At 39.0% G+C, this 25,367-nt stretch carries 27 protein-coding genes; all 27 read right to left on the bottom strand.

What is annotated here, in order from left to right:
* Nucleotides 1-43: 43 nt before the first annotated feature.
* Entirely contained in the window at nucleotides 44-1,552 is a 1,509-nt protein-coding gene (gene atpA / locus JOC83_RS14305) for a F0F1 ATP synthase subunit alpha (protein WP_205188066.1), read from the bottom strand.
* A gap of 15 nt (nucleotides 1,553-1,567) precedes the next feature.
* Entirely contained in the window at nucleotides 1,568-2,113 is a 546-nt protein-coding gene (locus tag JOC83_RS14310; protein ID WP_205188067.1) for a F0F1 ATP synthase subunit delta, read from the bottom strand.
* The gene (locus tag JOC83_RS14315; RefSeq protein ID WP_205188068.1) at nucleotides 2,110-2,628 is read right to left on the bottom strand and encodes a F0F1 ATP synthase subunit B; all 519 of its coding nucleotides are present in this window, start codon (nucleotides 2,626-2,628) and stop codon (nucleotides 2,110-2,112) included. Before JOC83_RS14315 ends, JOC83_RS14310 begins: the two co-directional genes overlap by 4 nt.
* A 132-nt stretch (nucleotides 2,629-2,760) precedes the next feature.
* Complete coding sequence (atpE, locus tag JOC83_RS14320; protein WP_025908757.1) at nucleotides 2,761-2,973, bottom strand: F0F1 ATP synthase subunit C; 213 nt, start codon at nucleotides 2,971-2,973, stop codon at nucleotides 2,761-2,763.
* Between the two features lie 90 nt (nucleotides 2,974-3,063).
* On the bottom strand, nucleotides 3,064-3,774 hold the full coding sequence (gene atpB, locus JOC83_RS14325) for a F0F1 ATP synthase subunit A (RefSeq protein ID WP_205188069.1): 711 nt from the start codon (nucleotides 3,772-3,774) through the stop codon (nucleotides 3,064-3,066).
* A gap of 6 nt (nucleotides 3,775-3,780) precedes the next feature.
* Entirely contained in the window at nucleotides 3,781-4,164 is a 384-nt protein-coding gene (locus JOC83_RS14330; protein ID WP_205188070.1) for an ATP synthase subunit I, read from the bottom strand.
* Nucleotides 4,165-4,170: 6 nt separating this feature from the next.
* The gene (locus JOC83_RS14335; protein ID WP_205188071.1) at nucleotides 4,171-4,392 is read right to left on the bottom strand and encodes an AtpZ/AtpI family protein; all 222 of its coding nucleotides are present in this window, start codon (nucleotides 4,390-4,392) and stop codon (nucleotides 4,171-4,173) included.
* A 422-nt stretch (nucleotides 4,393-4,814) separates the two neighbouring features.
* Nucleotides 4,815-7,022: a S8 family serine peptidase gene (locus tag JOC83_RS14340; RefSeq protein ID WP_205188072.1), complete on the bottom strand. Its 2,208-nt coding sequence runs from the start codon at nucleotides 7,020-7,022 to the stop codon at nucleotides 4,815-4,817.
* Between the two features lie 71 nt (nucleotides 7,023-7,093).
* Nucleotides 7,094-8,245 (bottom strand): non-hydrolyzing UDP-N-acetylglucosamine 2-epimerase, encoded by a 1,152-nt coding sequence (gene wecB, locus JOC83_RS14345; protein WP_205188073.1) that lies wholly within the window; start codon nucleotides 8,243-8,245, stop codon nucleotides 7,094-7,096.
* Nucleotides 8,246-8,269: 24 nt separating this feature from the next.
* The gene (gene upp / locus JOC83_RS14350) at nucleotides 8,270-8,899 is read right to left on the bottom strand and encodes a uracil phosphoribosyltransferase (RefSeq protein ID WP_205188074.1); all 630 of its coding nucleotides are present in this window, start codon (nucleotides 8,897-8,899) and stop codon (nucleotides 8,270-8,272) included.
* A 446-nt stretch (nucleotides 8,900-9,345) separates the two neighbouring features.
* Nucleotides 9,346-10,590 carry a serine hydroxymethyltransferase gene (gene glyA / locus JOC83_RS14355; RefSeq protein WP_205188075.1) on the bottom strand — a complete coding sequence of 415 codons (1,245 nt, stop codon included), beginning with the start codon at nucleotides 10,588-10,590 and terminating at the stop codon, nucleotides 9,346-9,348.
* A gap of 92 nt (nucleotides 10,591-10,682) precedes the next feature.
* On the bottom strand, nucleotides 10,683-11,258 hold the full coding sequence (locus JOC83_RS14360; RefSeq protein ID WP_205188076.1) for a TIGR01440 family protein: 576 nt from the start codon (nucleotides 11,256-11,258) through the stop codon (nucleotides 10,683-10,685).
* 30 nt (nucleotides 11,259-11,288) lie between these two features.
* Nucleotides 11,289-11,726, bottom strand: coding sequence for a ribose 5-phosphate isomerase B (rpiB, locus tag JOC83_RS14365; protein WP_205188077.1), 438 nt, complete (start codon nucleotides 11,724-11,726; stop codon nucleotides 11,289-11,291).
* 374 nt (nucleotides 11,727-12,100) lie between these two features.
* Nucleotides 12,101-13,390: a methyl-accepting chemotaxis protein gene (locus tag JOC83_RS14370; RefSeq protein WP_205188078.1), complete on the bottom strand. Its 1,290-nt coding sequence runs from the start codon at nucleotides 13,388-13,390 to the stop codon at nucleotides 12,101-12,103.
* Nucleotides 13,391-13,403: 13 nt separating this feature from the next.
* Nucleotides 13,404-13,835 carry a low molecular weight protein arginine phosphatase gene (locus JOC83_RS14375; RefSeq protein WP_205188079.1) on the bottom strand — a complete coding sequence of 144 codons (432 nt, stop codon included), beginning with the start codon at nucleotides 13,833-13,835 and terminating at the stop codon, nucleotides 13,404-13,406.
* 172 nt (nucleotides 13,836-14,007) lie between these two features.
* Nucleotides 14,008-14,568 (bottom strand): manganese efflux pump MntP, encoded by a 561-nt coding sequence (locus tag JOC83_RS14380; RefSeq protein WP_205188080.1) that lies wholly within the window; start codon nucleotides 14,566-14,568, stop codon nucleotides 14,008-14,010.
* Between the two features lie 82 nt (nucleotides 14,569-14,650).
* Complete coding sequence (locus JOC83_RS14385) at nucleotides 14,651-15,691, bottom strand: L-threonylcarbamoyladenylate synthase (protein ID WP_205188081.1); 1,041 nt, start codon at nucleotides 15,689-15,691, stop codon at nucleotides 14,651-14,653.
* A gap of 173 nt (nucleotides 15,692-15,864) precedes the next feature.
* Nucleotides 15,865-16,308: a GNAT family N-acetyltransferase gene (locus tag JOC83_RS14390; RefSeq protein ID WP_205188082.1), complete on the bottom strand. Its 444-nt coding sequence runs from the start codon at nucleotides 16,306-16,308 to the stop codon at nucleotides 15,865-15,867.
* An 80-nt stretch (nucleotides 16,309-16,388) separates the two neighbouring features.
* Nucleotides 16,389-17,003 (bottom strand): stage II sporulation protein R, encoded by a 615-nt coding sequence (gene spoIIR / locus JOC83_RS14395; protein ID WP_205188083.1) that lies wholly within the window; start codon nucleotides 17,001-17,003, stop codon nucleotides 16,389-16,391.
* Between the two features lie 193 nt (nucleotides 17,004-17,196).
* Nucleotides 17,197-18,054, bottom strand: coding sequence for a peptide chain release factor N(5)-glutamine methyltransferase (gene prmC, locus JOC83_RS14400; RefSeq protein WP_205188084.1), 858 nt, complete (start codon nucleotides 18,052-18,054; stop codon nucleotides 17,197-17,199).
* A 2-nt stretch (nucleotides 18,055-18,056) separates the two neighbouring features.
* Complete coding sequence (prfA, locus tag JOC83_RS14405) at nucleotides 18,057-19,121, bottom strand: peptide chain release factor 1 (RefSeq protein WP_205188085.1); 1,065 nt, start codon at nucleotides 19,119-19,121, stop codon at nucleotides 18,057-18,059.
* 212 nt (nucleotides 19,122-19,333) lie between these two features.
* Nucleotides 19,334-19,756, bottom strand: coding sequence for a hypothetical protein (locus tag JOC83_RS14410; RefSeq protein ID WP_205188086.1), 423 nt, complete (start codon nucleotides 19,754-19,756; stop codon nucleotides 19,334-19,336).
* Between the two features lie 140 nt (nucleotides 19,757-19,896).
* The gene (locus JOC83_RS14415) at nucleotides 19,897-20,502 is read right to left on the bottom strand and encodes a thymidine kinase (protein WP_205188087.1); all 606 of its coding nucleotides are present in this window, start codon (nucleotides 20,500-20,502) and stop codon (nucleotides 19,897-19,899) included.
* 205 nt (nucleotides 20,503-20,707) lie between these two features.
* On the bottom strand, nucleotides 20,708-20,908 hold the full coding sequence (gene rpmE, locus JOC83_RS14420) for a 50S ribosomal protein L31 (RefSeq protein WP_110112640.1): 201 nt from the start codon (nucleotides 20,906-20,908) through the stop codon (nucleotides 20,708-20,710).
* 210 nt (nucleotides 20,909-21,118) lie between these two features.
* Nucleotides 21,119-22,393: a transcription termination factor Rho gene (rho, locus tag JOC83_RS14425; protein ID WP_205188088.1), complete on the bottom strand. Its 1,275-nt coding sequence runs from the start codon at nucleotides 22,391-22,393 to the stop codon at nucleotides 21,119-21,121.
* Nucleotides 22,394-22,829: 436 nt separating this feature from the next.
* On the bottom strand, nucleotides 22,830-23,798 hold the full coding sequence (gene glpX, locus JOC83_RS14430) for a class II fructose-bisphosphatase (RefSeq protein WP_205188089.1): 969 nt from the start codon (nucleotides 23,796-23,798) through the stop codon (nucleotides 22,830-22,832).
* 48 nt (nucleotides 23,799-23,846) lie between these two features.
* The gene (locus JOC83_RS14435; RefSeq protein ID WP_205188090.1) at nucleotides 23,847-25,133 is read right to left on the bottom strand and encodes a UDP-N-acetylglucosamine 1-carboxyvinyltransferase; all 1,287 of its coding nucleotides are present in this window, start codon (nucleotides 25,131-25,133) and stop codon (nucleotides 23,847-23,849) included.
* Nucleotides 25,134-25,367: the final 234 nt, after the last annotated feature.

Raw genomic sequence — 25,367 nt, forward strand, 5'->3', positions numbered from 1 at the left:
GAACAAAAACGAACAGTATGATGTTCACCTTCATCATTATTTATTATTCTGATGGAACGAACGTTTTCTTAAATGCCGCAATTGCTGCTTCGAAATCAGCATCTTCTGGTAAACCACCAGTCGTGCGGATTGTTTCAAGTAGCTCTTTACGGTTTGAATCTAACCATGTTAAGTACTCGTCCTCAAAACGGTTAATGTCAGTTACAGGAACATCGTCTAAATGTCCACGTGTTAACGCATAAAGAATCGCTACTTGCTTTTCAACAGCAAGTGGCTTGTGTAAGCCTTGTTTTAACACTTCTACTGTACGTGCACCACGGTTAAGCTTCGCTTGTGTTGCTTGGTCTAAGTCAGAACCAAACTGAGCGAATGCCTCAAGCTCACGATAAGAAGCTAAGTCTAAACGAAGTGTACCTGATACCTTCTTCATCGCTTTAATTTGCGCTGAACCACCTACACGTGATACTGAAAGACCCGCGTTAATCGCTGGACGTACACCCGAGAAGAATAAGTCAGATTGTAAGAAAATCTGTCCGTCTGTAATTGAAATTACGTTTGTTGGGATATAAGCAGATACGTCACCTGCTTGTGTTTCGATAAATGGAAGTGCTGTTAAAGAACCTGCACCTTTTGCATCTGATAATTTTGCAGCACGCTCAAGTAAACGAGAATGCAAGTAGAATACGTCACCAGGATATGCTTCACGACCTGGAGGACGACGTAGTAATAATGAAAGCTCACGGTAAGCCGCTGCTTGCTTCGTTAAGTCATCGTATACAACAAGAACGTGCTTGCCGTTATACATGAACTCTTCACCCATTGTTACCCCTGCATAAGGTGCTAAGAATAATAATGGAGCTGGTTGAGAAGCTGATGCTGTTACTACGATTGTGTAATCTAATGCACCGTGGTTACGAAGTGTTTCTACTACGTTACGCACCGTTGATTCTTTTTGTCCGATTGCTACATAGATACAAATCATATCTTGACCTTTTTGGTTAAGAATTGAATCAATTGCAACCGATGTTTTACCTGTTTGGCGGTCACCGATGATTAACTCACGTTGACCACGACCGATTGGCACAAGCGCGTCAATCGCTTTAATACCTGTTTGTAATGGCTCATGTACAGACTTACGATCCATTACACCTGGTGCTGGGCTTTCAATTGGACGTGTTTTTGTTGTTTCAATTGGGCCTAAACCGTCTACTGGTTGACCTAATGAGTTAACAACACGACCGATTAACGCTTCACCAACTGGTACCTCCATGATACGACCCGTACGACGCACTTCGTCACCTTCACGAATGCCTGTATAAGGACCAAGGATAATGATACCTACGTTATTTTCTTCAAGGTTTTGTGCCATACCCATGACACCGTTTGAGAATTCAACAAGTTCTCCAGCCATGACATTGTCGAGGCCATGAGCACGTGCGATACCGTCACCAACTTGAATAACTGTACCTACATCACTCACTTTAATTTCAGACTGATAGTTTTCAATTTGCTTTTTTATAAGCGCACTAATTTCTTCAGCTTTGATGCTCATGCATTTCACCCCTATCTACGATCTGTTCGCTAGAAGCTCACGATGGATACGCTCTAGTTTACCGTGGACACTACCATCATAAATACGATTACCGATTCGAAGCTTCACGCCACCAATTAAACTTTTATCTACAACATTCGAAATACGTAATGATTGCTTGCCAACTTTGCTTGCAAATGCTTCTGATAACGCCTTTTCTTCATCTTCACTTAAAGGCTTTACAGAATACACTGTTGCTTGAGCAATTCCACGTGCTTCGTTCGCTAGTGTGACATATTCATTGATTACATCTACTGTACTATTAACACGATGACGCTCTAATAGTAAGAAGAGTGTATTTTGTACAAATGGTACTAATCCTGAAAAAGCAGAACTTACCATTTGCTTTTTTGTTTCTAACTCAACTTTTGGATGCATTAATAACTCCAATAAGTCTTTGTTTTCTAGAAACACTTGTTTAACAACAAGCAACTGATCTTCAATTTGATCGACCATGTTCTGTTCGTTTGCTAATTGAAAAAGAGCGAGTGCGTAGCGTTTTGCGACTAATTCGTTGCTCATCGCGCGTCCCCTACTTCTTGAATGTACTCATTGATTAACTTTTCTTGGTCTTGTTCAGAAAGTTCTTTTTCAATTACTTTAGAAGCGATAAGAACAGATAATGACGCTACTTGCTCACGTAAAGCTGCAACAGCTTGCTCTTTCTCTTGCTCGATTTCTTTCTTTGCTGCTTCTTTCAGACGATTAGCTTCAGCACGAGCTGTAACCATGATTTCTTCTTTTTTGTCTTCTGCAGACTTTCTTGCGCTTTCCATTAAAGCTTGTACTTCTTGACGCGCTTCTTTTATCGCTTGCTGTTGTTCTTCCATCAGCTTTTTCGCTTCTGCATTTTGCTTTTCTGCTGAAGCAATCTCATTCGCGATATGGTCTTCACGCTCTTTCATGATGCCCATTAATGGACCCCATGCAAATTTACGAAGTAATACTAATAAGATAAGGAACATGACTAATTGGAAAAGGATATCTCCCGTATTTAGACCCGCAGCTCCTACTACAAACATATTTGACACGACCATGTTCACTCCCTTCAGAGATTCAACATATGTGAATGTAAGACAAATTTTTGTTCTTTAAATTAAAGACATAAAGCAATGGCGAAGGTTCTTTTCGAATGATCTTCGCCATTTTTGAACGTTGTTAAATTGCTATTATTGACCTTGTACCATGAACGCGATAACTACAGCGATGATAGGAATCGCCTCTACTAATGCTACCCCGATGAACATAGTTGTAGTTAAAGTACCACGTGCTTCTGGTTGACGAGCGATACCTTCTACAGTTTTAGATACGATTAAACCGTTACCAATACCTGCACCTAGTGCGGCTAAACCAATTGCGATTGCAGCTGCTAATAAACCCATTGTATAAAGTCCTCCCTTAATGTATGTAGAATTTTTTCAACAAAGTTTCAAATTGTCCAAAATGGGTATTTGAACAAAAAGTTTTATAAATTAATGGTCCTGACTCACTTTGTGTGCCAAATAAACCATTGTTAACATTGTAAAGATAAATGCTTGAATTGAACCTACAAAAATACTAAATCCTTGCCATATAAGCGTTGGAACTGCTGCTCCTAACACGCCCATAAAGCCAGTTGCTGCCATACCTGCTAGTAGACCTAATAAAATCTCACCAGCGTAGATATTCCCGAAAAGACGAAGACCAAGCGTTAATGTGTTCGCAAACTCTTCAATAATCTTAAGTGGGAATAAGAAAGGCATTGGTCTAAAGTAATCTTTGCCGTATTCTGCGAAACCTTTCATCTTAATTCCATAGTAATGTGATAATACAACTACCATGGCTGCCAATGTTAAAGTAATCGCTGGGTCGGCAGTCGGTGATTTCCACCATAGATTATGGTCAACAATGACTGCAAATGGTAAACCTAACATATTTGAAACAAAAATATACATTAATAAAGTCATTCCAAGTGTTAAGAATCTTCCACCTGTTTTCCAATCCATCGTGCTGTTAATGATGTTTTTCACAAAATCAACAATCCACTCCATGAAGTTTTGAATACCTGTTGGCTTCATAGCTAAAGAACGAGTGGCTAAGACAGCAATAAAAAATACGATGGCAGAAGCTACTGTAATCATTAAGACGTTACTTAAGTTAAAGGTAAGACCTAAAAACTCCGTAGTTGGCGATTCGTGACCCAACTGTTTTCACCTCTCTTCCCATCTCTTACGTAAATTTTGGACAACTAAATCTATGATTATGACAAGATAGGATGTCATTAATCCCAAAACAACACTAACTATATGGAACTCAGTTGGATAACGCATTGCAATAATGACAGCTAATGCAGCTGAAGCAAATCGTGCAAACGTTCCTACTGATCGGGGTCTCCGCCCCTCTTCTACGGCTTGTCCAAATTGCTTTGACCTTCTTACTAGCACCCACAGACTGTACAAACTGAGCACTGTCCCTAAAATTAAGCCTAAAAAGACAGACTGATAGCTTGTAAATCCCCAGCCCAACACATATAAAGCTAGTAAGTAGAAAATGTATGAACGAAGTCGTGGAAACATTTGATGCAGCTCTTGCATAGGATACTATTCTCCTGAGAAAAAATGACGGACTGATCGCAACATGGCATAAACACCTGTTGCAAGCCCTAAAAGAAGGCCGACAATTAAAAAAAGTGGTTCGGTTACAAATCTTTCATCGAGCCATTTGCCTAAAAATAGCCCTATTAAGACTGACCCCGCTAATTGCGAAAGAATGGCTGTCATAAGCGCCATTGCTTGTAAAGGGTGACGTTGTTTTCGACTCATTTTACCCACTCCTTTTTTAGCAAAAATTCCATATTTTCGAAATACTTTCTTCGTTACATTATATGTATATACAATGTGAAAATATTGCTAAAAAAGTGTAAGATATTGTCGAAAAATTATGGCAAAAACGTTGATTTTCCAACATTGAAAACCTTACCATTTATGTCCCCTGTAAGCATACAATAGCTACTATTTAATGTCAATGTCTTTAAGCCAAAAACTTCACAAACTGTCAAGCATCGTTCACAAAATTGTCATACCATAAACAAAAAAGTGTATCAAGAAAAGCAAATAGTATGTTATTTAACACAGCAAGCAACACTCCTCACCATTAAAATCCAGTTATATCAACAGGTGGGCAAGGAATGTTGCATAAAAACATTCTTTTTTCTCGTCTTAACCACTTATAGGACAACTCCTATTTATTGCATTTCAATTGTAACATCAAGTGTATCTTCATGACCATTCTTTTTCGCAAACACAATTGCTTTGTACATTCCACGTGGAATTGTATTACCGATTTGAACAGTGCGACGTACTGTTCCTCTTTCGACATTTTCCTCAACACCTAGGTACGTAACAAACCTTAACGTATCTGGATGATAAAGCGCAATCCCTACTTCATCTGCTCCTTCTGGTAAAAATAATTCATAGATATATTCTCCTTTTTTATCACCTGGAACAAATTGAAAACCCATGACTCTTGGATAATCTGGTTCCTCTATAATAAATAGATATGGAATTTCAACGACCTCTTTATTGGACTGTATACGAAGCACTCCATCATGCATGCCCGCTCTCCACTTTCTTGCATCTACTTCTAAACCAATCTCAATTTGTTTTTTCTCTTTTGGCCCCACTACAAAGGAAAGCGGGAATTTCCACGTTAAGCCTGGCTCATAATGAGGGGATTCGATTTTATACATTTGTTTTGTTGAAGATTGATTATCAATCGTAACGACTTGTTTAACGAGTTGAAGCGGCTTATCTTTCTTATGGACTCGATAAGATAATGTACTTGGATAAATAAGTGATGATGATTGGATGGCTTTATCCACTTGTATCCTGCCAGTTCCTTGTTCATAAGGAGCATATCTCTTTCCATTAGACTTAAATAGTGGTTTCGCCGTATTCATAAGAGCTGCTTTCACTTGTTCAGGTGACCATTCAGGATGCGCTTGCAATAACAGTGCACAAGCTCCAGCTACATGCGGCGCTGCCATACTTGTTCCATGCATGGAAACATACCCACCTGGAACGGTACTATCAATGCTATAACCAGGTGCAACGATATCTGGCTTAATATCCCAAGTTGAGGTAACAGGACCTTTTGAGCTAAACGAAGCCAAAAAATCCTGAATCACTGCATAGCGTGTATATAAAAGGACGTTTGACTGGACTCCCTCTTTTAATTTGATGGCATTTTCTTTACTTATTGATACAACTGGAATTCCTACCTCTTGTTCTAAAGCACCTAAAAAGCTTCCTTTTAAATTGTTTCCAATGATTAACGCAATCGCTCCTGCTTTTTCAGCATTTCGTGCTTTTTGTGTAAAGGAAAGCTCCCCTCTTTCAACTAAGACAACCTTGCCTAATGCACTTGTTAAGTCACTTTCCTCCCCTATTCCTCCATCTATCACCTCATACCCTCTAGTAAATGCCCACGGAATTGAGCCTTGAAGAGGGTTCACTTCTATCTTTTTATTATCAAAGCCTAGCTGAAGATAGGGAAGTTTAACAGGTGGAAGTGACGCTCCTACTGAAATGGCTTTTGATGCTGTACCTGGTGATCCTACTGTCCATAAATCTGGACCGGAGTTTCCACTTGAAGTAACGGTGACAATTCCTTTTTCTGTTGCCTTATTTAATGCAAGACTTGTAGGTAAATCGGGACCATTCACTTCATTACCAAGTGATAAATTAATCACATCCACTCCATCTTGAATGGCTTTCTCTACTGCTAAAATGACACTTTCCGATGTTCCTACTCCTCCTGGACCAAGCGCTCGATACGCATAAATTTCAGCTTCCGGCGCTACACCTCTCATTTTACCGTTTGCGGCAATGACACCCGCTACATGTGTGCCATGGATGGTAGGATCGCCTTCTCCTTTCAGCGTTTCCATTGGCTTATAGTCTTTATCAATAACATCATAGCCACCTATGTAATTGCGCCTCAAATCAGGATGAGTAAAATCAACCCCTGTATCAATCACCCCTACTTTTACTCCCTCACCCGTTAATCGGTGATGATGCTCATCAAAAAGCCCTCGAACTTGCTCACTTCCGATAAAAGGAACACTTTCATTCATTGTTACTTTATATTCAGAAAGAGCATGAGTACTTTGAACAAATGGTTCCTGCGCTACCTTGTTTAATTCTCTATTCGTTCCTTTAATAGATAAACCCGAAAAAGCAGTTTGAAATGTTGTTCTTATACGTAGGGTTGGATACTTTTTTTTAATCATTTCTTTTGCTTCTTTTACATCATCACGCAATAAGAAAATCTTCGTCTCCTCTTTTTCAACCATGATATCTTGAACGAGCGGACGATCTGGAAATGTAAAAGTAGTAGACTGACCTGTTGTAATGAAAAGAAGTAATAACATCATCCATTTTGACCAAAACATAAAAAAACACCCCTTCACCATATCGTGTGTCAATTAGACCCATTTCATGTGAAGAGGTGTTTGATTCTATTTTAACTTAATGGTCGAAATTCATCTGGTCGCTCACTTCGCTGTTTAAAGTGATAACTAATCGCATCACAAATGCGCTTAGACGCTAAGCCATCTCCATAAGGATTCGATGCTTTAGACATTTTTTCATAAGCATCTTGGTCCGTTAGTAACTCTTTCGCTAACGAGTAGATGGTTTCTTCTTCTGTACCTGCTAGCTTAAGAGTCCCCGCGTCAATTCCTTCTGGTCGCTCTGTCGTATCACGTAAAACTAATACAGGAACTCCTAAAGATGGTGCTTCTTCTTGTACACCGCCAGAGTCTGTTAAGATTAAATGAGCGCGCTCCGCAAAGTTATGAAAGTCAATCACATCAAGCGGCTCAATCAGATGAATACGAGCATCTTCTCCTAAAATTTCAGCTGCCGTTTCACGCACAACAGGATTCAAATGTACAGGATATACAACTTGAACATCCTCATGCTCATCAACAATTCGCTTTACTGCTCGGAACATGTTTTTCATTGGCTCACCTAAATTTTCACGACGATGAGCTGTTAGAAGGATTAGACGGTCTTCTCCAACTTTTTCTAATACAGAGTGCGAATACTCTTCTTTTACAGTTGTTTTTAACGCATCAATTGCAGTATTACCCGTAATAAAGATCGATTCCTTCGGCTTATTCTCTGTTACTAAGTTTCCAGCCGATTTTTCCGTTGGAGCAAAGTGAAGGTCGGCTAGTACACCCGTTAATTGACGGTTCATTTCTTCTGGATATGGAGAGTATTTGTTCCATGTACGCAGTCCTGCTTCTACGTGTCCTACTTCAATTTGATTATAAAAAGCCGCTAAGCCTGCAATGAATGTTGTTGTCGTATCTCCGTGTACAAGTACAATATCAGGTTGTACTTTTTTCATCACGTCATCTAAGCCTTGTAAGCCTCTTGTTGTTACATCCATCAAGGTTTGACGATCCTTCATGATGTTTAGGTCATAATCTGGTGTAATGTCAAAGATACTTAATACTTGATCTAACATTTCACGATGCTGAGCCGTTACAGTCACAATTGCTTCGAATTCTTCTGGACGTTTTTTTAATTCTAATACAAGCGGCGCCATTTTAATTGCTTCAGGTCTAGTGCCAAATATCGTCATTACTTTAATTGGTTTTTTCATTATCGATCACCTGAACTTATCAAATTATTTCGTTCCAAATAAACGATCCCCTGCATCTCCTAAACCTGGCACAATATAGCCATGGTCATTTAGCTTTTCATCTAACGCAGCAATATAGATGTCTACATCAGGATGAGCTTCTTTTACTACTTCTACACCTTCAGGAGCAGCAATTAAACACATAAATTTGATGTTTTTTGCTCCACGCTTCTTTAAAGAGTTAATTGCTTCAACGGCAGAACCGCCCGTCGCTAACATTGGGTCGACTACAATGAAATCACGCTCTTCTACGTCATTTGGTAGCTTTACATAATATTCAACTGGTTGTAACGTCTGAGGGTCACGGTATAGACCAACGTGCCCTACTTTCGCAGCTGGCATTAATTTTAAGATTCCATCTACCATTCCAATACCTGCACGTAAAATCGGAACAATTCCAAGCTTTTTACCAGCTAGTACTTTTGACGTTGTTTTGCATACAGGTGTTTCAATCTCTACTTCTTCTAGAGGTAAATCACGTGTAATTTCAAATGCCATCAAACTTGCAACTTCGTCTACTAACTCACGAAATTCTTTTGTACCTGTTTTGATGTCACGTATGTACGTTAGCTTATGTTGAATTAGAGGGTGGTCGAACACATATACTTTAGCCATTTATATCTCTCCTTTTAAGTAAAGTGAAGCTTCCATCAGTAAGATTTTCATCTTAGAGGATCTTTCGTTAGCAAGCTATCATTGCTTCATTAACGATGTTATTTGTAAATAAGACTTTTGCACATGGAAGTGGCTGACTCGTGAAAACCTGAATCATGTACAGTACATAGTCTCTACTTTTATCAAGAGATTAACTACTCTACAGAATCATGTTCTTTCTTTTTGTCAGCCACTACTATACAGACTTATGAAAAGAATTCTTTACACATTGCGTCTATTTTACAGAAAAAGAAAATTGAGTTCAAGCGTTATCAGCAAAATGACAGGGATTGTTAGAAATTTGTCATCTCCGCAAGAAAGCTACGATAGAAAACATAAAATATCGTACGTTATGCATAAAAAAGACCACCTTTTTAGTAGATGGTCTTTTCAAACACAAAGCAACATTAGCGAGTTGAATATAACTCAAACTTAGCTGTTAACTCTTCAACACGTTTTTTCGCTTCTTCTAATTTCTCTTCATTCTCAACATTTTTAAGTGTAAGCGCCATAATAGATGCGATTTCATCCATATCTTCTAAACCAAAGCCTCGGCTTGTCACCGCTGCTGTACCGATACGGATACCACTTGTTACAAACGGACTTTCAGGGTCAAATGGAATCGTATTTTTATTTACTGTAATTCCCACGTCATCAAGTGCTTTTTCAGCAACTTTACCTGTTAAATTCATAGAACGAACATCAATTAACACAAGATGATTATCTGTTCCATCTGAAACAAGAGAGAAGCCTTCTTTTTTCAATGACTCCGCTAGACGATTTGCATTGTCCACAATATTCTGAGCATATACTTTGAAGTCATCTTGTAATGCTTCTCCAAATGCTACTGCTTTTGCAGCAATTACATGCATAAGTGGTCCACCTTGGATACCAGGGAAGATGGATTTATCAATCTTCTTCGCAAATTCTTCACGACAAAGAATCATTCCACCACGAGGTCCACGTAACGTTTTATGTGTTGTCGTTGTCACAAAGTCTGCGTAAGGAACAGGGTTTGGATGAATACCCGCTGCTACTAATCCAGCAATATGAGCCATATCAACCATTAAATAAGCGCCCACTTCGTCTGCAATTTCACGGAAACGTTTAAAATCAATGACGCGAGGATATGCGCTTGCACCTGCTACAATAAGCTTTGGTTTATGTAGACGCGCTTTTTCTAATACATCTTCATAATTAATACGATGAGACTCTTCATCTACACCATACTCGACAAAGTTGTATTGAACACCACTAAAGTTTACAGGGCTACCATGTGTTAAATGACCACCATGTGATAAGTTCATACCTAAAACTGTATCACCTGGATTTAGCACCGTGAAGTAAACGGCCATATTAGCTTGTGCACCAGAGTGAGGCTGTACGTTCGCGTGTTCAGCACCGAACAATTGCTTTGCACGATCACGAGCAAAGTCTTCTGCTACGTCTACATGCTCACAACCGCCATAATAGCGCTTGCCAGGATATCCTTCTGCATATTTGTTCGTAAGTACAGAACCTTGCGCTTCCATAACAGCTTCACTTACAAAGTTCTCTGAAGCAATTAGTTCAATCTTTGTACGCTGTCTTCCTAATTCTTCTTGTATTGCTTTATAAATTTCTGGATCTTGCTGCAATAATCGGTTTTCCATCAAAATCCTCCTCACGTTGATAACGTTCGTATTTTATAAAATTCAGTTACATTGTAACACGTTTTTATTATTATTAAAATCTAAAATGTGAATTAACAACTCATATTTTCTTCAGATTGTTCGTAAACAGCTCGGGAACCACCAATTAACTTAGGACGAGTTGTCGCAATCGTCACATGTGCACTGCCTACTTGCTTGATTGAGCAACGAACCGGGACTGCTACGTGCTTTATATGCATACCAATAAATGTATCACCAATATCTATTCCAGCATCTGCTTTTATAAATTCTACTACTACAGGATTTTGAAGGTGCTGATATGCATATGTAGCCATTGCGCCTCCTGCCCGACGGACTGGAATAACAGATACCACTTCAAGTCGATGCTGATTTGCTACTTCTTTTTCAACAACAAGCGCTCGATTTAAATGTTCACAACATTGAAACGCAAAAGACACGCCTGTTTCTTCTTTAAAATCAGCCAATGTACGGAAAATCATCTCAGCGACTTCCGTTGTGCCTGATGTTCCAATACGCTCTCCTATCACTTCACTGGTGCTACAGCCAATAACCATGAGTTGGCCACTCTCTATCTTTACTTGCTTATGTAAATCACGAAGAATGGTTTGAAGCTCTTTTTGCCAATGCAAAATGTGATGATTCAACATTGCCACCCTCTTTTCGTTTTAAACACACATTTAATCTTCGTACTGTTTAATTTTATTCACACGATTTTCATGTCTTCCACCTTCAAAATCAGTGGTTAACCAAATTTTCGCAATGTCTCGAGCAAGACCTGGACCGATGACACGCTCTCCCATTGCAAGGATGTTACTATCATTATGCTCTCGCGTTGCTTTTGCACTGAATGTGTCATGAACAAGTGCACAACGTACGCCCTTTACTTTATTAGCTGCAATGCTCATACCAATTCCTGTGCCACAAATTAAGATCCCTTTATCTACTTCACCACTTGCTACCTTTTCAGCAACAGGAATTGCATAGTCAGGGTAATCAACAGAAGTACCACATTCACAACCTAAGTCTTCAAATTCAATATTTAACTCTTTCATTAATTCCATAATTTCTTGGCGAATATTGACGCCACCATGATCAGATGCAATTGCTACTTTCATTTCTTATAACCTCCTGATGTGATGCTTATTGTCACTTAGTTCGTCACTAAGGATTGATATCGACTATTCATAATGTTACATGATTTCTACATAAAAATATATAATTCAACATTGCAAATATTTCACCTTTGAATTTGCGCTAAAAATTATACATGTTTATCATACCCGTCACCTTTGTTTCTAAAAGAACAAGACCATTCTATATAGAAAAAACCCTCTCACACTTGTCCACTTATAAATGAACAAGTGCGAGAGGGCCCCTTATCTATATAAGGCCATCTCAACCATTTATCACTACTCTTTAAACAAGTAACTCATCCTTGGCTCGAGATGTTGACATAACTATCCGTCCACTTCTAGACGAGCTCTCCTATTTATATAGTGAACTGCTGAATGGTTTCTTTTAACTCTTTAGCTTGCATAGAAAGTTGTTTTGACGTTTCGTCGATTTGATCAATTAAAGCGCTTTGTTGTTGAGTCGCTGCATTGACTTCTTGTGCTCCTGCTGACGTCTCCTCAGCAATCGCTGCCACTTCTTGTGACTGCTGTGCAGTGTAACGAATGCTTTCCATTTGCTGTTCCACAAGACCGGTAATATCTTTAACCGCTTCGACTACTTGATGAACAGATTGCGTCATGATGGTAATTTCTTTTGTTGTTTCATTTCCTTTAGTCGCTTCTTGCCTTGCAGTTGCTACTTGCTTTTGAATATGTACGACTACGTTCTTCACTTCATCTTGGATATTATGGATAAGACTCGTAATACCTTGCACCGCTTTTGCACTTTCATCAGCTAGCTTTCTTACCTCTTCAGCAACAACCGCAAAACCTTTCCCCTGTTCACCTGCTCTTGCAGCCTCAATTGAAGCATTTAATGCTAACAAATTGGTTTGTCCTGCAATATCTCCTACAAGTGAAATGATATGTTCAACTTGTTTGGCATGCTGCTCTAATCGTTGAACAGCATCTAATGATTGTTCATTATTCGTAGCCAAAATGTGAATTCCTTGAATTAATGAATCCGTTGCCTCTTTACTAGCTTGCAATGTTCCTACCATTTCAGCAGAAAGTTGCATGGATGTATGTGCTTTTTGCTGAACCTTTTCAGCAATCACAATTACCTCATCAACAGATTCTGATGTTTCTTGAATGGAAACAGCAGCTCCTTCTGCTCCTTTTGAAATTTCATCAATTGTCCGAGCAATGTTTTCTGCTTGGATAGCAGCTTCACTAGAAGAAGCAGAGATGGAAATAACACCTTCATTTGTGTGATCAAAGTTTTGGTTGATATTACGAATAATTCCTTTTACATTTCCTAGCATCTTATTAAAAGCGAGTCCCAACGCGCGAATCTCATCATCAGATGTTGAAACCTTGACTTCTTCCGTCATGATTCCTTCAGCTGCTTTCTTTGCTACTCGCTCTAATTCTTGAAGCGGCCTAATAATAAAGCCTGCTGCTAGATAAGCTAACAACCCCGACCAAAAAATACCTAACACAAGCGTACTCACTGTAAAAATATGCTCATTGATATACGATTGTACAAAAGGATAAACAAAATAAATAAAAAATGCACTTGTTGAATAAGTAATAATTGCCAAAACAGAGATAAATATAACAAGCTTTACTCTTAAACCAAATCGATAATGCGACTTCTCTCCCATACTTGCCCCCTGGTTATTTTAATTTATTAACAAGCTTGTCCACAAATGAATCAATTTCCTGCAATGTTTGTCGATAGATAGATAACGAGCCACCAAACGGATCTGATATATCTCCACTATGTCCAACAAATTCTGCTAAAGTGAACGTTTTCCCCGCAGCTTCTGGTACACGCTCTAAAACAAAGTGTTTATGAGACATCGTCATTGTCAAAATGTGAGTTGCCCAGTTGATTAGCTCTTCATCTACTACATTAGATAGGTGTTGATGATTAATGCCCTTTTCCTCTAAAGCCTTCTTCGCATGAGCAGAAGCATCACTACCAGGAGAAGCAAAAATACCAGCCGATTTCACCTCTACCCCTTTTACATCTCTTGCTTTTAATAAGGCTTCAGCAATAGGGCTGCGGCATGTGTTTCCTGTACAAACAAATAAAACACGGTTCACAAAAAGACCTCCTTTTTACCTATTATAAGTGATAATATCTAACCATATAATCCTTTTCACAAGATTTTCATAATCTTTCAATAAAAAAGAATAACTCGTCTCTTATACACCTTATCAAATGGCATAAGAAAACGCGTCATTCTAATGAACTCACTTCATTAAACTACGTAAATCATAACGGAAATAAAAGCTTGATACCAAAAGCGAGTAGAATGCTACCTCCTAGCACCTCACTGTAAGATCCAAGCCATCCCTGCACTCTTTTACCTAATAAAAGTCCAAGCCACGTTAACCCCATACTCACCACACCGAACACAGCAATTGTTAAGAGTGTACGCGCACCAAAAATACCTAGACTTAGACCAACTGAAAAGCTATCTAAGCTAACGCTAAGCGCAAATACAAGTAAGCCAAAACCGACTGGTTTGATGAATCCCGCTTCTTCTTTCTTAAAAGATGAATAGATCATCTGAACTCCGAGAGCGAGCAATAAAATACCACCTGCATAGGAAGCGATATGACCTAATTTATCAGATAACAATTTACCAATTGACATCCCTAATAAAGGCATCCACACATGAAAGAAACCAATTGTTACGCCAATATAAAAGATTTGTTTTAAGCGTAAGCGAATGAGGCCCATCCCTAACCCTACCGAAAAGGCGTCTAGTCCTAATGCAAATGCCATAATGACTAATGTAATCATTTCACCAACAATTTCTGAAAAGTTCATCCCTCTCCCCCTCGGACTTGCCTATTTCACCATATGCATGTACAAGGGTATTTAGAATGACTTTTCCATACACTTCTGCGGTTTATTCCGAGATAATCTTATGCCCAGCAGCCTTTGTTAAGCGATTCATAATAGCCTGTCCAACTCCATCATAAGGAAAGCTTTCACTCAAAATAACATCTAACTCACACTCGTTAAACGATCGCAATGTATCATAGAGCTGACTAGCAACCGTTACTAAGTTTGCTCTTGTTCCGCAAGTCTTTATTACATCCGCTTGGTAGAACGTTTGATTTTCCATTGTCGTAAGAACTCCTACCCTTTTTCCTTCCTTTTGATACTCTTCAATCTTTGCTTGTAAAAACGATTTGGAGCCTTCCACAATCATCAATAGAGCATCAGGAGCATAATGAGTGTATTTCATACCAGGAGATTTTGGCGCTTCCTTTTCATCTACTAACGCTTGATCTACTTCTACTGCACCGACTACCTCTTCTATCTGTTCTTTTGTTACACCACCAGGTCTTAGGATAACAGGGACTTCTCCTGTACAATCAAGTACGGTTGACTCTAATCCAACACCTGTTGGTCCACCATCAACAACCCCACTAATTCGACCCTCTAAATCATTTATGACATGCTTTGCTAATGTAGGGCTAGGCTTACCCGACAAATTCGCACTTGGAGCAGCAATAGGTAGATTCACTTCCTTCAAAAGAGCAAGTGCTACTGGATGCGCTGGCATTCGAACAGCAACCGTTGATAAACCAGCTGTTACCTTCTCTGATAATCCAGCTTTTTTAGGTAAAATAATAGTGAGCGGACCAGGCCAAAATTGTTCAATTAGCTTTTCAGCTTTCATTGGAACGTGTGTCACAATACTAGATAGTTGTTCTTTATACCCAATGTGGACAATAAGTGGATTATCACTTGGTCGTCCTTTCGCTAAAAAAATCTTATCAACAGCTTGATCTGATGTCGCATCTCCACCTAACCCATAAACTGTTTCTGTAGGAAACGCCACCACTTCACCTTTTTTCAATAATTTAGCAGCTTCTTTTATCTGTGGATAACTTTCATTTTCATCAACATCATTATCCACAATCCACTTGTTCGTATCCAACTTATTCCACTTCCTTTTTTCCCTTTGTCTATTTATTAAAATCGTTGTTATATCAAGGTTTATTTTCTTTTTAGTATGATGATTGTTCTTGCATTTTATCAACAAACAAGCTTTATCCACAAAATGTGGATAAAGCTTGTTTGTTCGTGGATAAGTTTGTGGATATACACTTATCATTCTTGATAACACATCACGTATAACTTATCCACATTGTGGGTGTTTAAAAGATTTGATTGTTCTTGTAAACCAATAGGGATTGACTCTTTAGAAACGATTTGAAAGTGCAGTAGTTCAAAGAAAGAAAGTGATGCTTCTTTATTCGTCACAAGAAATAATTGATCAATGCCATTTTCTTTCGCTAAGCTAACAACGCTTTTGAATAACATGAGAATTTTTTCTTGCGTTAAAGATGGCACAATAACTAGGGACCTTAATAACCCAGAAGCACCTTCTTTTTGAAAACCAACTGTTGCTAGTAATTCTTTCTTGTCATTCTCCATTATAACAAAGTGTTCAATGTGACATTCTAGATCTTCCACACTAACATCCGCTTTTTGCAAAAAGTGGTTTACTCTCGATACATCGTTCATCGTAGCTAATTGAATTCGTTCATTCATTCTCCTATCACCTCGACTAGTTTTCTAGTAACTAATCTATGAGCCGTTAAGAGAAATAGAACTGGTTTCTATTATTTTCTCTACGAAAATAATTTCGAGAACCATTCTACCAGAAAAAATTTCACTTCCACTTCTTGTTGCTGTAACTCTTCTGACTTTTCTTCTTTTTCTTCATCAATCGGCATTGGTTCTTGAACTGCTTCACCATTTGAAAAATCTAAGAAACAAAGTGGAGGAAATAACACGCACCACCAATTGGCTCCTTTTGCTTCTCCTAATGAAATTAAAATGGCTTCGTACTCACCAGCTGGATATAAAAATTGACCGTATAACTTTGTCGGAAAGCTCACTTTACCAAAATCAACTGTAACGGATTGATTCACTTGTTCTTCATCTAGCACTTGTTGAGCAATCATTTCAATGTTGTCTAAGTTTCCACGAATAACATTGCGTGCTTCTTCTACAGATGTTAACTCCTGTACCCACTTTGTAATTTCCGCATTTACACGATCACGAATTAATCGTTTGACATGTTGATCTTCGTCGTCATCACTATTAGCTAGAATACGTAAGCGAATTGCCTCGTCTGGAATAACCATCGGCTCGTTTGCCTGTACTTCCTCATTGGTATATAAAAGGTGCGTATTAGCTCCTATTAATAATAAGATAAAATAAATAATGACTTGTTTTTTCATGTTCTCCACCATCCCCTCATCACACAGTATGGACAGTGGATTCTCATATTAAACTACCAATCTTAAAAAAATTGATAGTAAACAACAAAGGGGAATGAACGAACATCCACCTCTGTTGTTTAACCTTAACGGAATAACTGCCTAAGCATTCCGTTAGGTAGATTTTTGAAAGTCTATTCTAGTAGCAACAGTCTTAATTTAGTTCAACGAATACCATACGGTCTTTGCCGTTGATGTCGTAAACGACTTCTACTTTCGCCGTTGGAAAGGTTTCGTTTAACATGTTTGCAACTGTTTGTGCCTGCCCTACTCCCACTTCAAAGCCGATTATGCCTTTTTTATTCATCACGAGTGGCAGCTCTTCCATGAAACGTCTGTAAAAGTCTAATCCATCTTGTCCGCCAAATAAAGCACGGCTTGGTTCATGATCTTTCACGACGTTTGAGAGAGTTGTCGCATCTTCATCTGGAATATAAGGTGGATTTGAAACAAGCACATCTATTTTTTTGTTCTGCTGTATAAGTGGCTGTAGTAAATCTCCACATAGAAAATCAACAGGCGCACCTAGCGTCTTAGCATTATGGTTTGCTACATCTAAAGATGCTTGAGCGATATCAGTTGCAGTGACAGCTGCTGTTGATAACTCTAATGCTAATGTAATAGCAATTGCTCCACTACCCGTACCTACATCCACAACCTCAACAGGCTGAGTTGAAAAGATACGTTGTACACGCTCTACAATTCCTTCAACTAACTCCTCGGTTTCAGGTCGAGGAATCAGCACTTCTTTATTTACCTTAAAACGTCGACCATAAAATTCTTCGTATCCAATGATGTGCTGAACAGGTACACCCTCTACGTGTTGTTTTACGTCTGCTTCAAACTGATCGTATACCTCTTCACTCAATTCGTCTCGAAGTGAACTGAGCAAGTGAGCTCGACTTACATTTAAACGATAACGCAGCAATAACTCGCCAGCATTCTCATCCCGCCCTGCCGACTTTAAAAAAGAAGAAGCCCATTTAAGGGCTTCAAATACTTTTTTTGACATTATTACGCTTGCTCCATCTTCAGTGCTTGATCTTCCATGATCAGAGTTGTAATAACCTCATCAAGCTTACCTTCTAGAATTTGATCAAGCTTTTGAATCGTTAAGCCAATACGATGATCCGTTACACGGTTTTGCGGGAAGTTATATGTACGAATACGTTCTGAACGATCACCTGAACCGACCGCTTGTTTACGAGTCGCATCGTACTCTGCTTGCGCTTCTTGTTGAAATTTATCATAAACACGAGCACGTAGAACTTTCATTGCTTTTTCTTTATTTTTAATCTGTGATTTCTCATCTTGACATGATACAACAATCCCTGTTGGCAAGTGAGTTAAACGAACAGCCGACATTGTTGTATTAACACTTTGTCCACCAGGTCCGCTAGAAGCAAATGTATCTACACGAATATCTTTTTCATGCACATCCACTTCTACCTCTTCCGCTTCCGGTAAGCAAGCTACCGTTGCTGTTGATGTATGAATACGGCCTCCAGACTCTGTTTCCGGTACACGCTGTACACGGTGAGCTCCGTTTTCAAACTTCATTTTAGAATAAGCACCCTTACCGTTAATCATAAAGATGATTTCCTTGTATCCACCTACACCGGTAGATGTCGCTTCCATTACTTCGGTTTTCCACCCTTGTGTCTCTGCATAACGAGAGTACATACGGTATAAATCACCAGCAAATAGAGCTGCTTCATCGCCACCAGCTGCTCCACGAATTTCCATGATAACGTTTTTATCATCATTCGGGTCTTTTGGTAACAATAATACACGAAGAAGCTCAACCAACTCTTCTTCACGCTCTGCTAGTTCACTAATCTCTTCTTTCACCATCTCGCGCATATCGGCATCTAACTTATCTTCTAGCATTGCTTTTGCTTCTTTTAACTGTTCACTTACTTCTTTATATTCTTGATAAGCTGTAACGGTTTCTTGGATATCTGATTGTTCTTTTGAATACTCTCTTAATTTAGAGGGATTATTGACAATCTCTGGATCACTAAGAAACTCATTTAGCTTCTCATAACGAGCCTCTACCGCTTCTAAACGATCAAACACGTTATTCACCTCATTTTTCACTTTTCTTATTCGTCGCTTGTCCTAAAGGAAAATACGACATCTCGTCTATTCGTTTAACTTCTTAAATCAGCTAAAACATACTTGTTTTATGCGTTAAGAAGCTTCTTTTTACCCATAACATTCTAATTATAGTATAGGTCACAAACTGAGTCAAAAGCAAATTACATAAGGTAAATAACCGTTTGAAGTCGTTAAGGCTTCACATTTACATGAAAATGTAAGCGTGGTAATCCTTTTGATAAAAGGTGTGTCACTTCTTTTGCTGTTTCCTTTTGCTCAGCAGCAGACATTTCTTGTCCTGTATGAATCGTCACCCAAGCATCTCGTCCGTTCACAACGACATTCCCCACTTCATAAGGGGTTGTTGCATGGATAATTTCTTCAAATTTCTTATTGTTATTCATTGATTGCGAACGCATTGGGGTCGTATTAGGGAAGTTAGGATTTTGATCAGTTGACTCTAAATAATTTTCCGTTTCTTGTTTCATTTCTTTTTCACTTTTCGTGTACGTCATAAGTTGCGATCCGTCTTTGTTTTCACGTTCATTCGCTTGATTCGACTGACCAGAGCAGGCTGCTAGACAAAGGATTGATAATAGAATGATTTTTTTCATTTCTTGCACCTCCTGCCTTTAGCTTTCCCACACTCATCCAAATTTACGTAAAAAAGAAAGAGCGACGGAAAAAGTATACTTGAGTATACTTTTTCCGTCGCTCTCTTTTTTGATTGCATCTCTATTACGGTGTAACAGTCTCATCTATGATCTTGATGTGGCCAATACGCTTTTTTTTTTACAACGTGACAGTGGCGGCATCTCGGCTCATACGATTCTGATGCACCGACTAAAATGATTGGATCATCATACGAAGCAGGCTCGTCATTAATTAGACGTTGTGTACGACTTGCAGGTGAACCACAAGATGCACAAACTGCTTGGAGTTTTGTGACCGACTCAGCAATCGCCATTAAATGAGGAACTTGGCCAAACGGTTCTCCTCTAAAATCTTGATCAAGACCCGCTACAATTACTCGGTATCCTCGGTTTGCTAATTCTTGTACAACTTCAACAATGTTATCATCAAAGAACTGCACTTCATCAATGGCAACAACATCAGTATTTTTAGAAACTTTCTCTAAAATCATTAATGAATTTGAAATAGGCTGAGCTATAACAGATGTACCATTATGTGACACAACCGCCTCTTCACTATATCGATTATCAATAGCAGGTTTAAACACTTCTACTGCTTGCTTTGCAAATTGTGTACGGCGTACACGACGAATAAGTTCCTCTGACTTTCCAGAAAACATACTACCGCAAATTACTTCAATCCAGCCACTTTGCTTCATTACGTACATGTTGCGGGTCTCTCCCTTCTTTCTTTTTCATTGTAATTGAGCGAACCGCTACTTTATATCATCTACCGCGTTGTATGTAGACTATACTACTTATATAAAATGTTCATCCGAATTGGACTCTCATGAATGTCAATAAAAAGGCTTTTACAAGTAAAAAAACAGGCAAGAGGTAAACTTACTTGCCTGTTTGTTCAAATAATCTCGATTATTTAATACCGTACTTCTTGTTGAATCTATCTACACGTCCACCAGCTTCAGCGAACTTCTGACGGCCAGTGTAAAATGGATGACATTCAGAACAAGTCTCGATGCGCACCTCGTCTTTTACAGAACCACTTTCAAATTCGTTTCCACAAGTACATTTCACCATAACTTTTTTGTAGTTTGGATGAATTCCTGCTTTCATTCTTTTCATCTCCTTCCGCCCTGAATCATTTTTGAAACAGAGTTTATCGATAAACGTAAGCACTCATAGGTTGTACTACTTGTGCATTAATTTATCAACACACATGATGAAATTATAACAAGGGTTCTTATGTTTTGCAACCACCTGTTTAATGAATCGATGACAATCTTTCATCATGGATTTTTATATCATTCTGTCAGCTATTATAAATTATCTTTTCGCTGCAAGCAATGCCTTTCGTTCTTCATCTAACATTTGGAAGAATTCAATATTTGTCTTTGTCTGTCTTAATCGCTTTAAGAACTTTTCAACAAAGTCCGGCGTATCAGTCATCGACTTACGAATTGCCCATAAATGATCAAGATGCTCTTTTGGAATAAGTAGCTCTTCTTTACGTGTTCCAGAGCGACGAATGTCGATTGCTGGGAAGATTCTCTTTTCAGATAATGAACGGTCTAAATGAAGCTCCATGTTGCCCGTTCCTTTAAATTCTTCATAAATGACATCATCCATACGTGAACCTGTATCGATAAGTGCCGTTGCCAAAATAGTCAGACTGCCACCTTCTTCAATGTTTCTCGCAGCACCGAAGAAGCGCTTAGGACGATGAAATGCCGCCGGATCAATACCACCAGACAATGTACGTCCACTTGGTGGGATGACTAGGTTGTATGCTCGAGCTAAACGAGTGATACTATCCATTAAAATAATAACGTCTTTCTTATGTTCCACAAGACGCATTGCACGCTCTAACACAAGCTCTGCTACTTTAATATGGTTTTCTGGTACTTCATCAAATGTAGAACTTACTACATCTCCAGCTACTGAACGCTCAATATCCGTTACTTCCTCAGGGCGCTCGTCAATTAATAAAACAATAAGCTCTGCTTCTGGATGGTTGGTTGTAATGCTGTTTGCAATTTCCTTTAATAGCATCGTTTTACCTGCTTTTGGAGGTGCAACAACTAGTCCCCTTTGTCCAAAGCCAATTGGAGCAATAAGGTCGATAATCCTTGTAGAAAAGCTTCGTGGAGTTGTTTCTAAAACCATTTGGCGATTCGGATAAATCGGTGTTAACGCCGGGAAGTGTACACGCTCTTTTGCGGATTCAGGATCGTCACCATTTACTGCCTCAACATGAAGCAAGCCGTAGTAACGTTCATTCTCTTTTGGCGGCCTTACTTTACCAGAAACCTTATCTCCATTACGCAAATCAAAACGTCTAATTTGTGACGCAGAAATATAAATGTCTTCCGAGCTAGGCGAATAATTAATTGGACGAAGGAATCCAAATCCCTCTGACTGAATAATTTCTAGTACGCCTTCCATAAACAGAAGACCGTCTTGTTCTGCTTGCGCTTTAAGAATTGCAAACACAAGCTCTTTTTTTGTTAATTTACCGTAGTATGAAATTTTATACTCCCGTGCGAGCTCATATAGCTCTTTTAATTTCATATTTTCTAAATTCGATAATGTCAAACTCATGGGAACACCACTCTTTATTTATGAAATAATTTCTGATTTCCCCCATATTAAATTCAACCGGTTACATGAGATATGATATGGATGGAATGTATAATTGAAGATGGAGAAGGTAGTCTAGAAGTATGCATAAGTAGAATCTTTTAGATGTTTACAATAGTCGCTTAAAAGATAGAACTTACTGTTTCACTTTACGCAAACAGATAAACCAACGTAGCAATTTATATTCTACCCTTTTTCTATCTTTTTAATCAATCTTTTTTTCTCTAGTCCTTTACTAGTAGAAAATGGATGTATAAATTTAATAGATTAAAAGGCTTATAGTTCCGTTCCTCACGTTATACGTACTGTATTTAGGAACAGAAAGGAGTGAGAACCTTTTTGGTTATCACTCCATAATTATCTCTCTCATCCTTTTATCCTTACATCCATTCAATCATTAAGGCTTGATGACTAAATTTGGCTTTTTCTTTAAGCTATGTTTGCCATCAATAAAGCGTACAGTTCCAGACTTAGCACGCATAACAATGGATTGTGTTGTACCAGTTGTTCCTTTAAATTGAACACCTTTTAAAAGCTCACCATCTGTTACACCGGTAGCTGAAAAGATTGCATCCTCACCTTTTACAAGGTCATCCATGTATAAGACGCGACTGATGTCCGTAATCCCCATATTTAGACAACGCTTTAGCTCATCATCACTTTGTGGCAGAAGCTTACCTTGTAATTCTCCACCAAGACACTTTAAAGCAACCGCTGCAATTACGCCTTCAGGTGCCCCTCCTGAGCCGAATAAAATGTCTACTCCGGTATGATCGAATGCCGTGTTAATTGCACCTGCTACATCTCCGTCATTGATTAACTTAATACGCGCACCCGCTTCTCGTAATTCATTGATAATCTTCTCATGTCGTGGACGATTAAGCACCGTTGCCACTACATCTTCAATGTCTTTGTTTTTTGCTTTCGCTACAGCTCTTAAATTATCAATAACTGGTGCATTGATATCAATTTGTCCAACGGCTTCGGGGCCGACTGCAATTTTATCCATATACATATCGGGAGCATGCAGCAAATTACCATGATCTGCTACCGCCAAAACAGCTAGTGCATTCCAGCCACCTGATGCCACAATGCTTGTTCCTTCTAAAGGATCAACTGCTACATCTACTCTTGGACCATAGCCTGTCCCTAACTTCTCACCAATATAAAGCATCGGTGCTTCATCCATTTCTCCCTCTCCAATGACAACCGTACCTTTCATTGGAATCGTATCAAACACATCACGCATAGCAGAAGTGGCTGCATCATCTGCTTCATCTTTTTTTCCTCTCCCCATCCATCGAGCGGAAGCTAAAGCAGCTGCCTCTGTTACACGTACTAATTCCATTGATAAACTTCTTTCCATCCGATTTTCCCCCTTGTTGTCAATCAAACTCTATTCCCTTTATCTTTGTTACGAATTTTGAAATTGTTCGATTTCTTGCTCCGTCATTCGTTCACGCCAAACCATCGCTCCTAAATTCGATAGCTTGTCAACAAGATGACTATAACCACGATCTACATGCTCTAATCCCGTTAGTTCTGTGATTCCCTTCGCCATTAACCCAGCTGTCACTAGCGCTGCGCCCGCACGTAAATCTGATGCTTTCACTCGTGCTCCTTGCAGTTGAACAGGACCATTAATGATAGCAGATCTTCCTTCTACTTTGACCGAAGCATTCATTCTTCGTAACTCATCAATGTGCTTAAAGCGCGCCCCGTAAATAGTGTCTGTTACCATGCTTGTCCCAGTTGCTCTTGTTAGAAGTGACGTAAAAGGTTGCTGTAAGTCTGTTGGAAACCCTGGGTATACTAATGTTTTAATATCCACAGCTTTCAAACTCGGCTGAGTCGCAACGAGAATTTGATCTGAACTTGTTTCAATACGAATTCCCATCTCTCTCAACTTGGCAATAACAGACTCTAAATGTTGAGGAATGACATTATCAATAATCATTTCTTTCCCCATAGCAGCACCCATGATTATATAAGTACCTGCTTCAATTCGGTCCGGGATGATGGAATGACGACATCCTTTTAGCTCATCTACACCATCAATACGAATAACATCCGTTCCTGCTCCTTTAATTCTTGCTCCCATGTTTGTAAGCAAGGTCGCGACATCAATGATTTCTGGTTCTTTCGCTGCATTTTCAATAACCGTACGACCTTTCGCACGAACCGCCGCTAACATAATGTTAATCGTTGCGCCAACACTCACAACGTCAAGATAAATTCTTGCCCCTCTTAATTCGTCAGCACGTAAGTAAATCGCCCCTTGTTCATTTGTCACCGTTGCACCTAGCGCTTCAAATCCTTTGATATGTTGGTCAATTGGGCGCGGTCCTAAGTGACAACCACCAGGCAAACCGACCACTGCTTTTTTAAAGCGTCCTAGCATTGCCCCCATTAAGTAATACGAAGCACGTAATCTTTTTACTTTTCCGTTCGGTAAAGGCATTGCAACCATTCTTGATGGATCAACCGTTAACTCATTGTTTTCATACGTCACTTGCCCACCAATTTCTTCCACTAAGTCACTCAGCATTTGAACATCAGAAATGTCTGGTAACCCTTCTATCGTTACCGGCGACTCGGCTAAAATAGTAGCTGGTATAAGCGCTACCGCACTATTTTTAGCTCCACTTACCCGGACTTCTCCACTAAGTGTGAATCCACCTTGTATTTTTAACTTTTCCATTTGCTTCTCCTTTCTAGCGAAGATGCTCATTATCTCCCCTATGCATTGTATAAGGAATTATTTGGAAATTATTTTGACAAAAGAATGGTTATTTTCCTTATTACCTACTAGTTTACACGAAAATAAAAATTTCATGTATAAAATCGCAAATTTTACAGAAAAATGGAGGTTGAACCAAAGAAGCGAGCCTTTCTCTCTGATCCAACCTCAAACATATAACCAATTTTTTACCCT

It is taken from the genome of Priestia iocasae (genome assembly GCF_016909075.1).
In the GTDB taxonomy this organism is placed as follows: domain Bacteria; phylum Bacillota; class Bacilli; order Bacillales; family Bacillaceae_H; genus Priestia; species Priestia iocasae.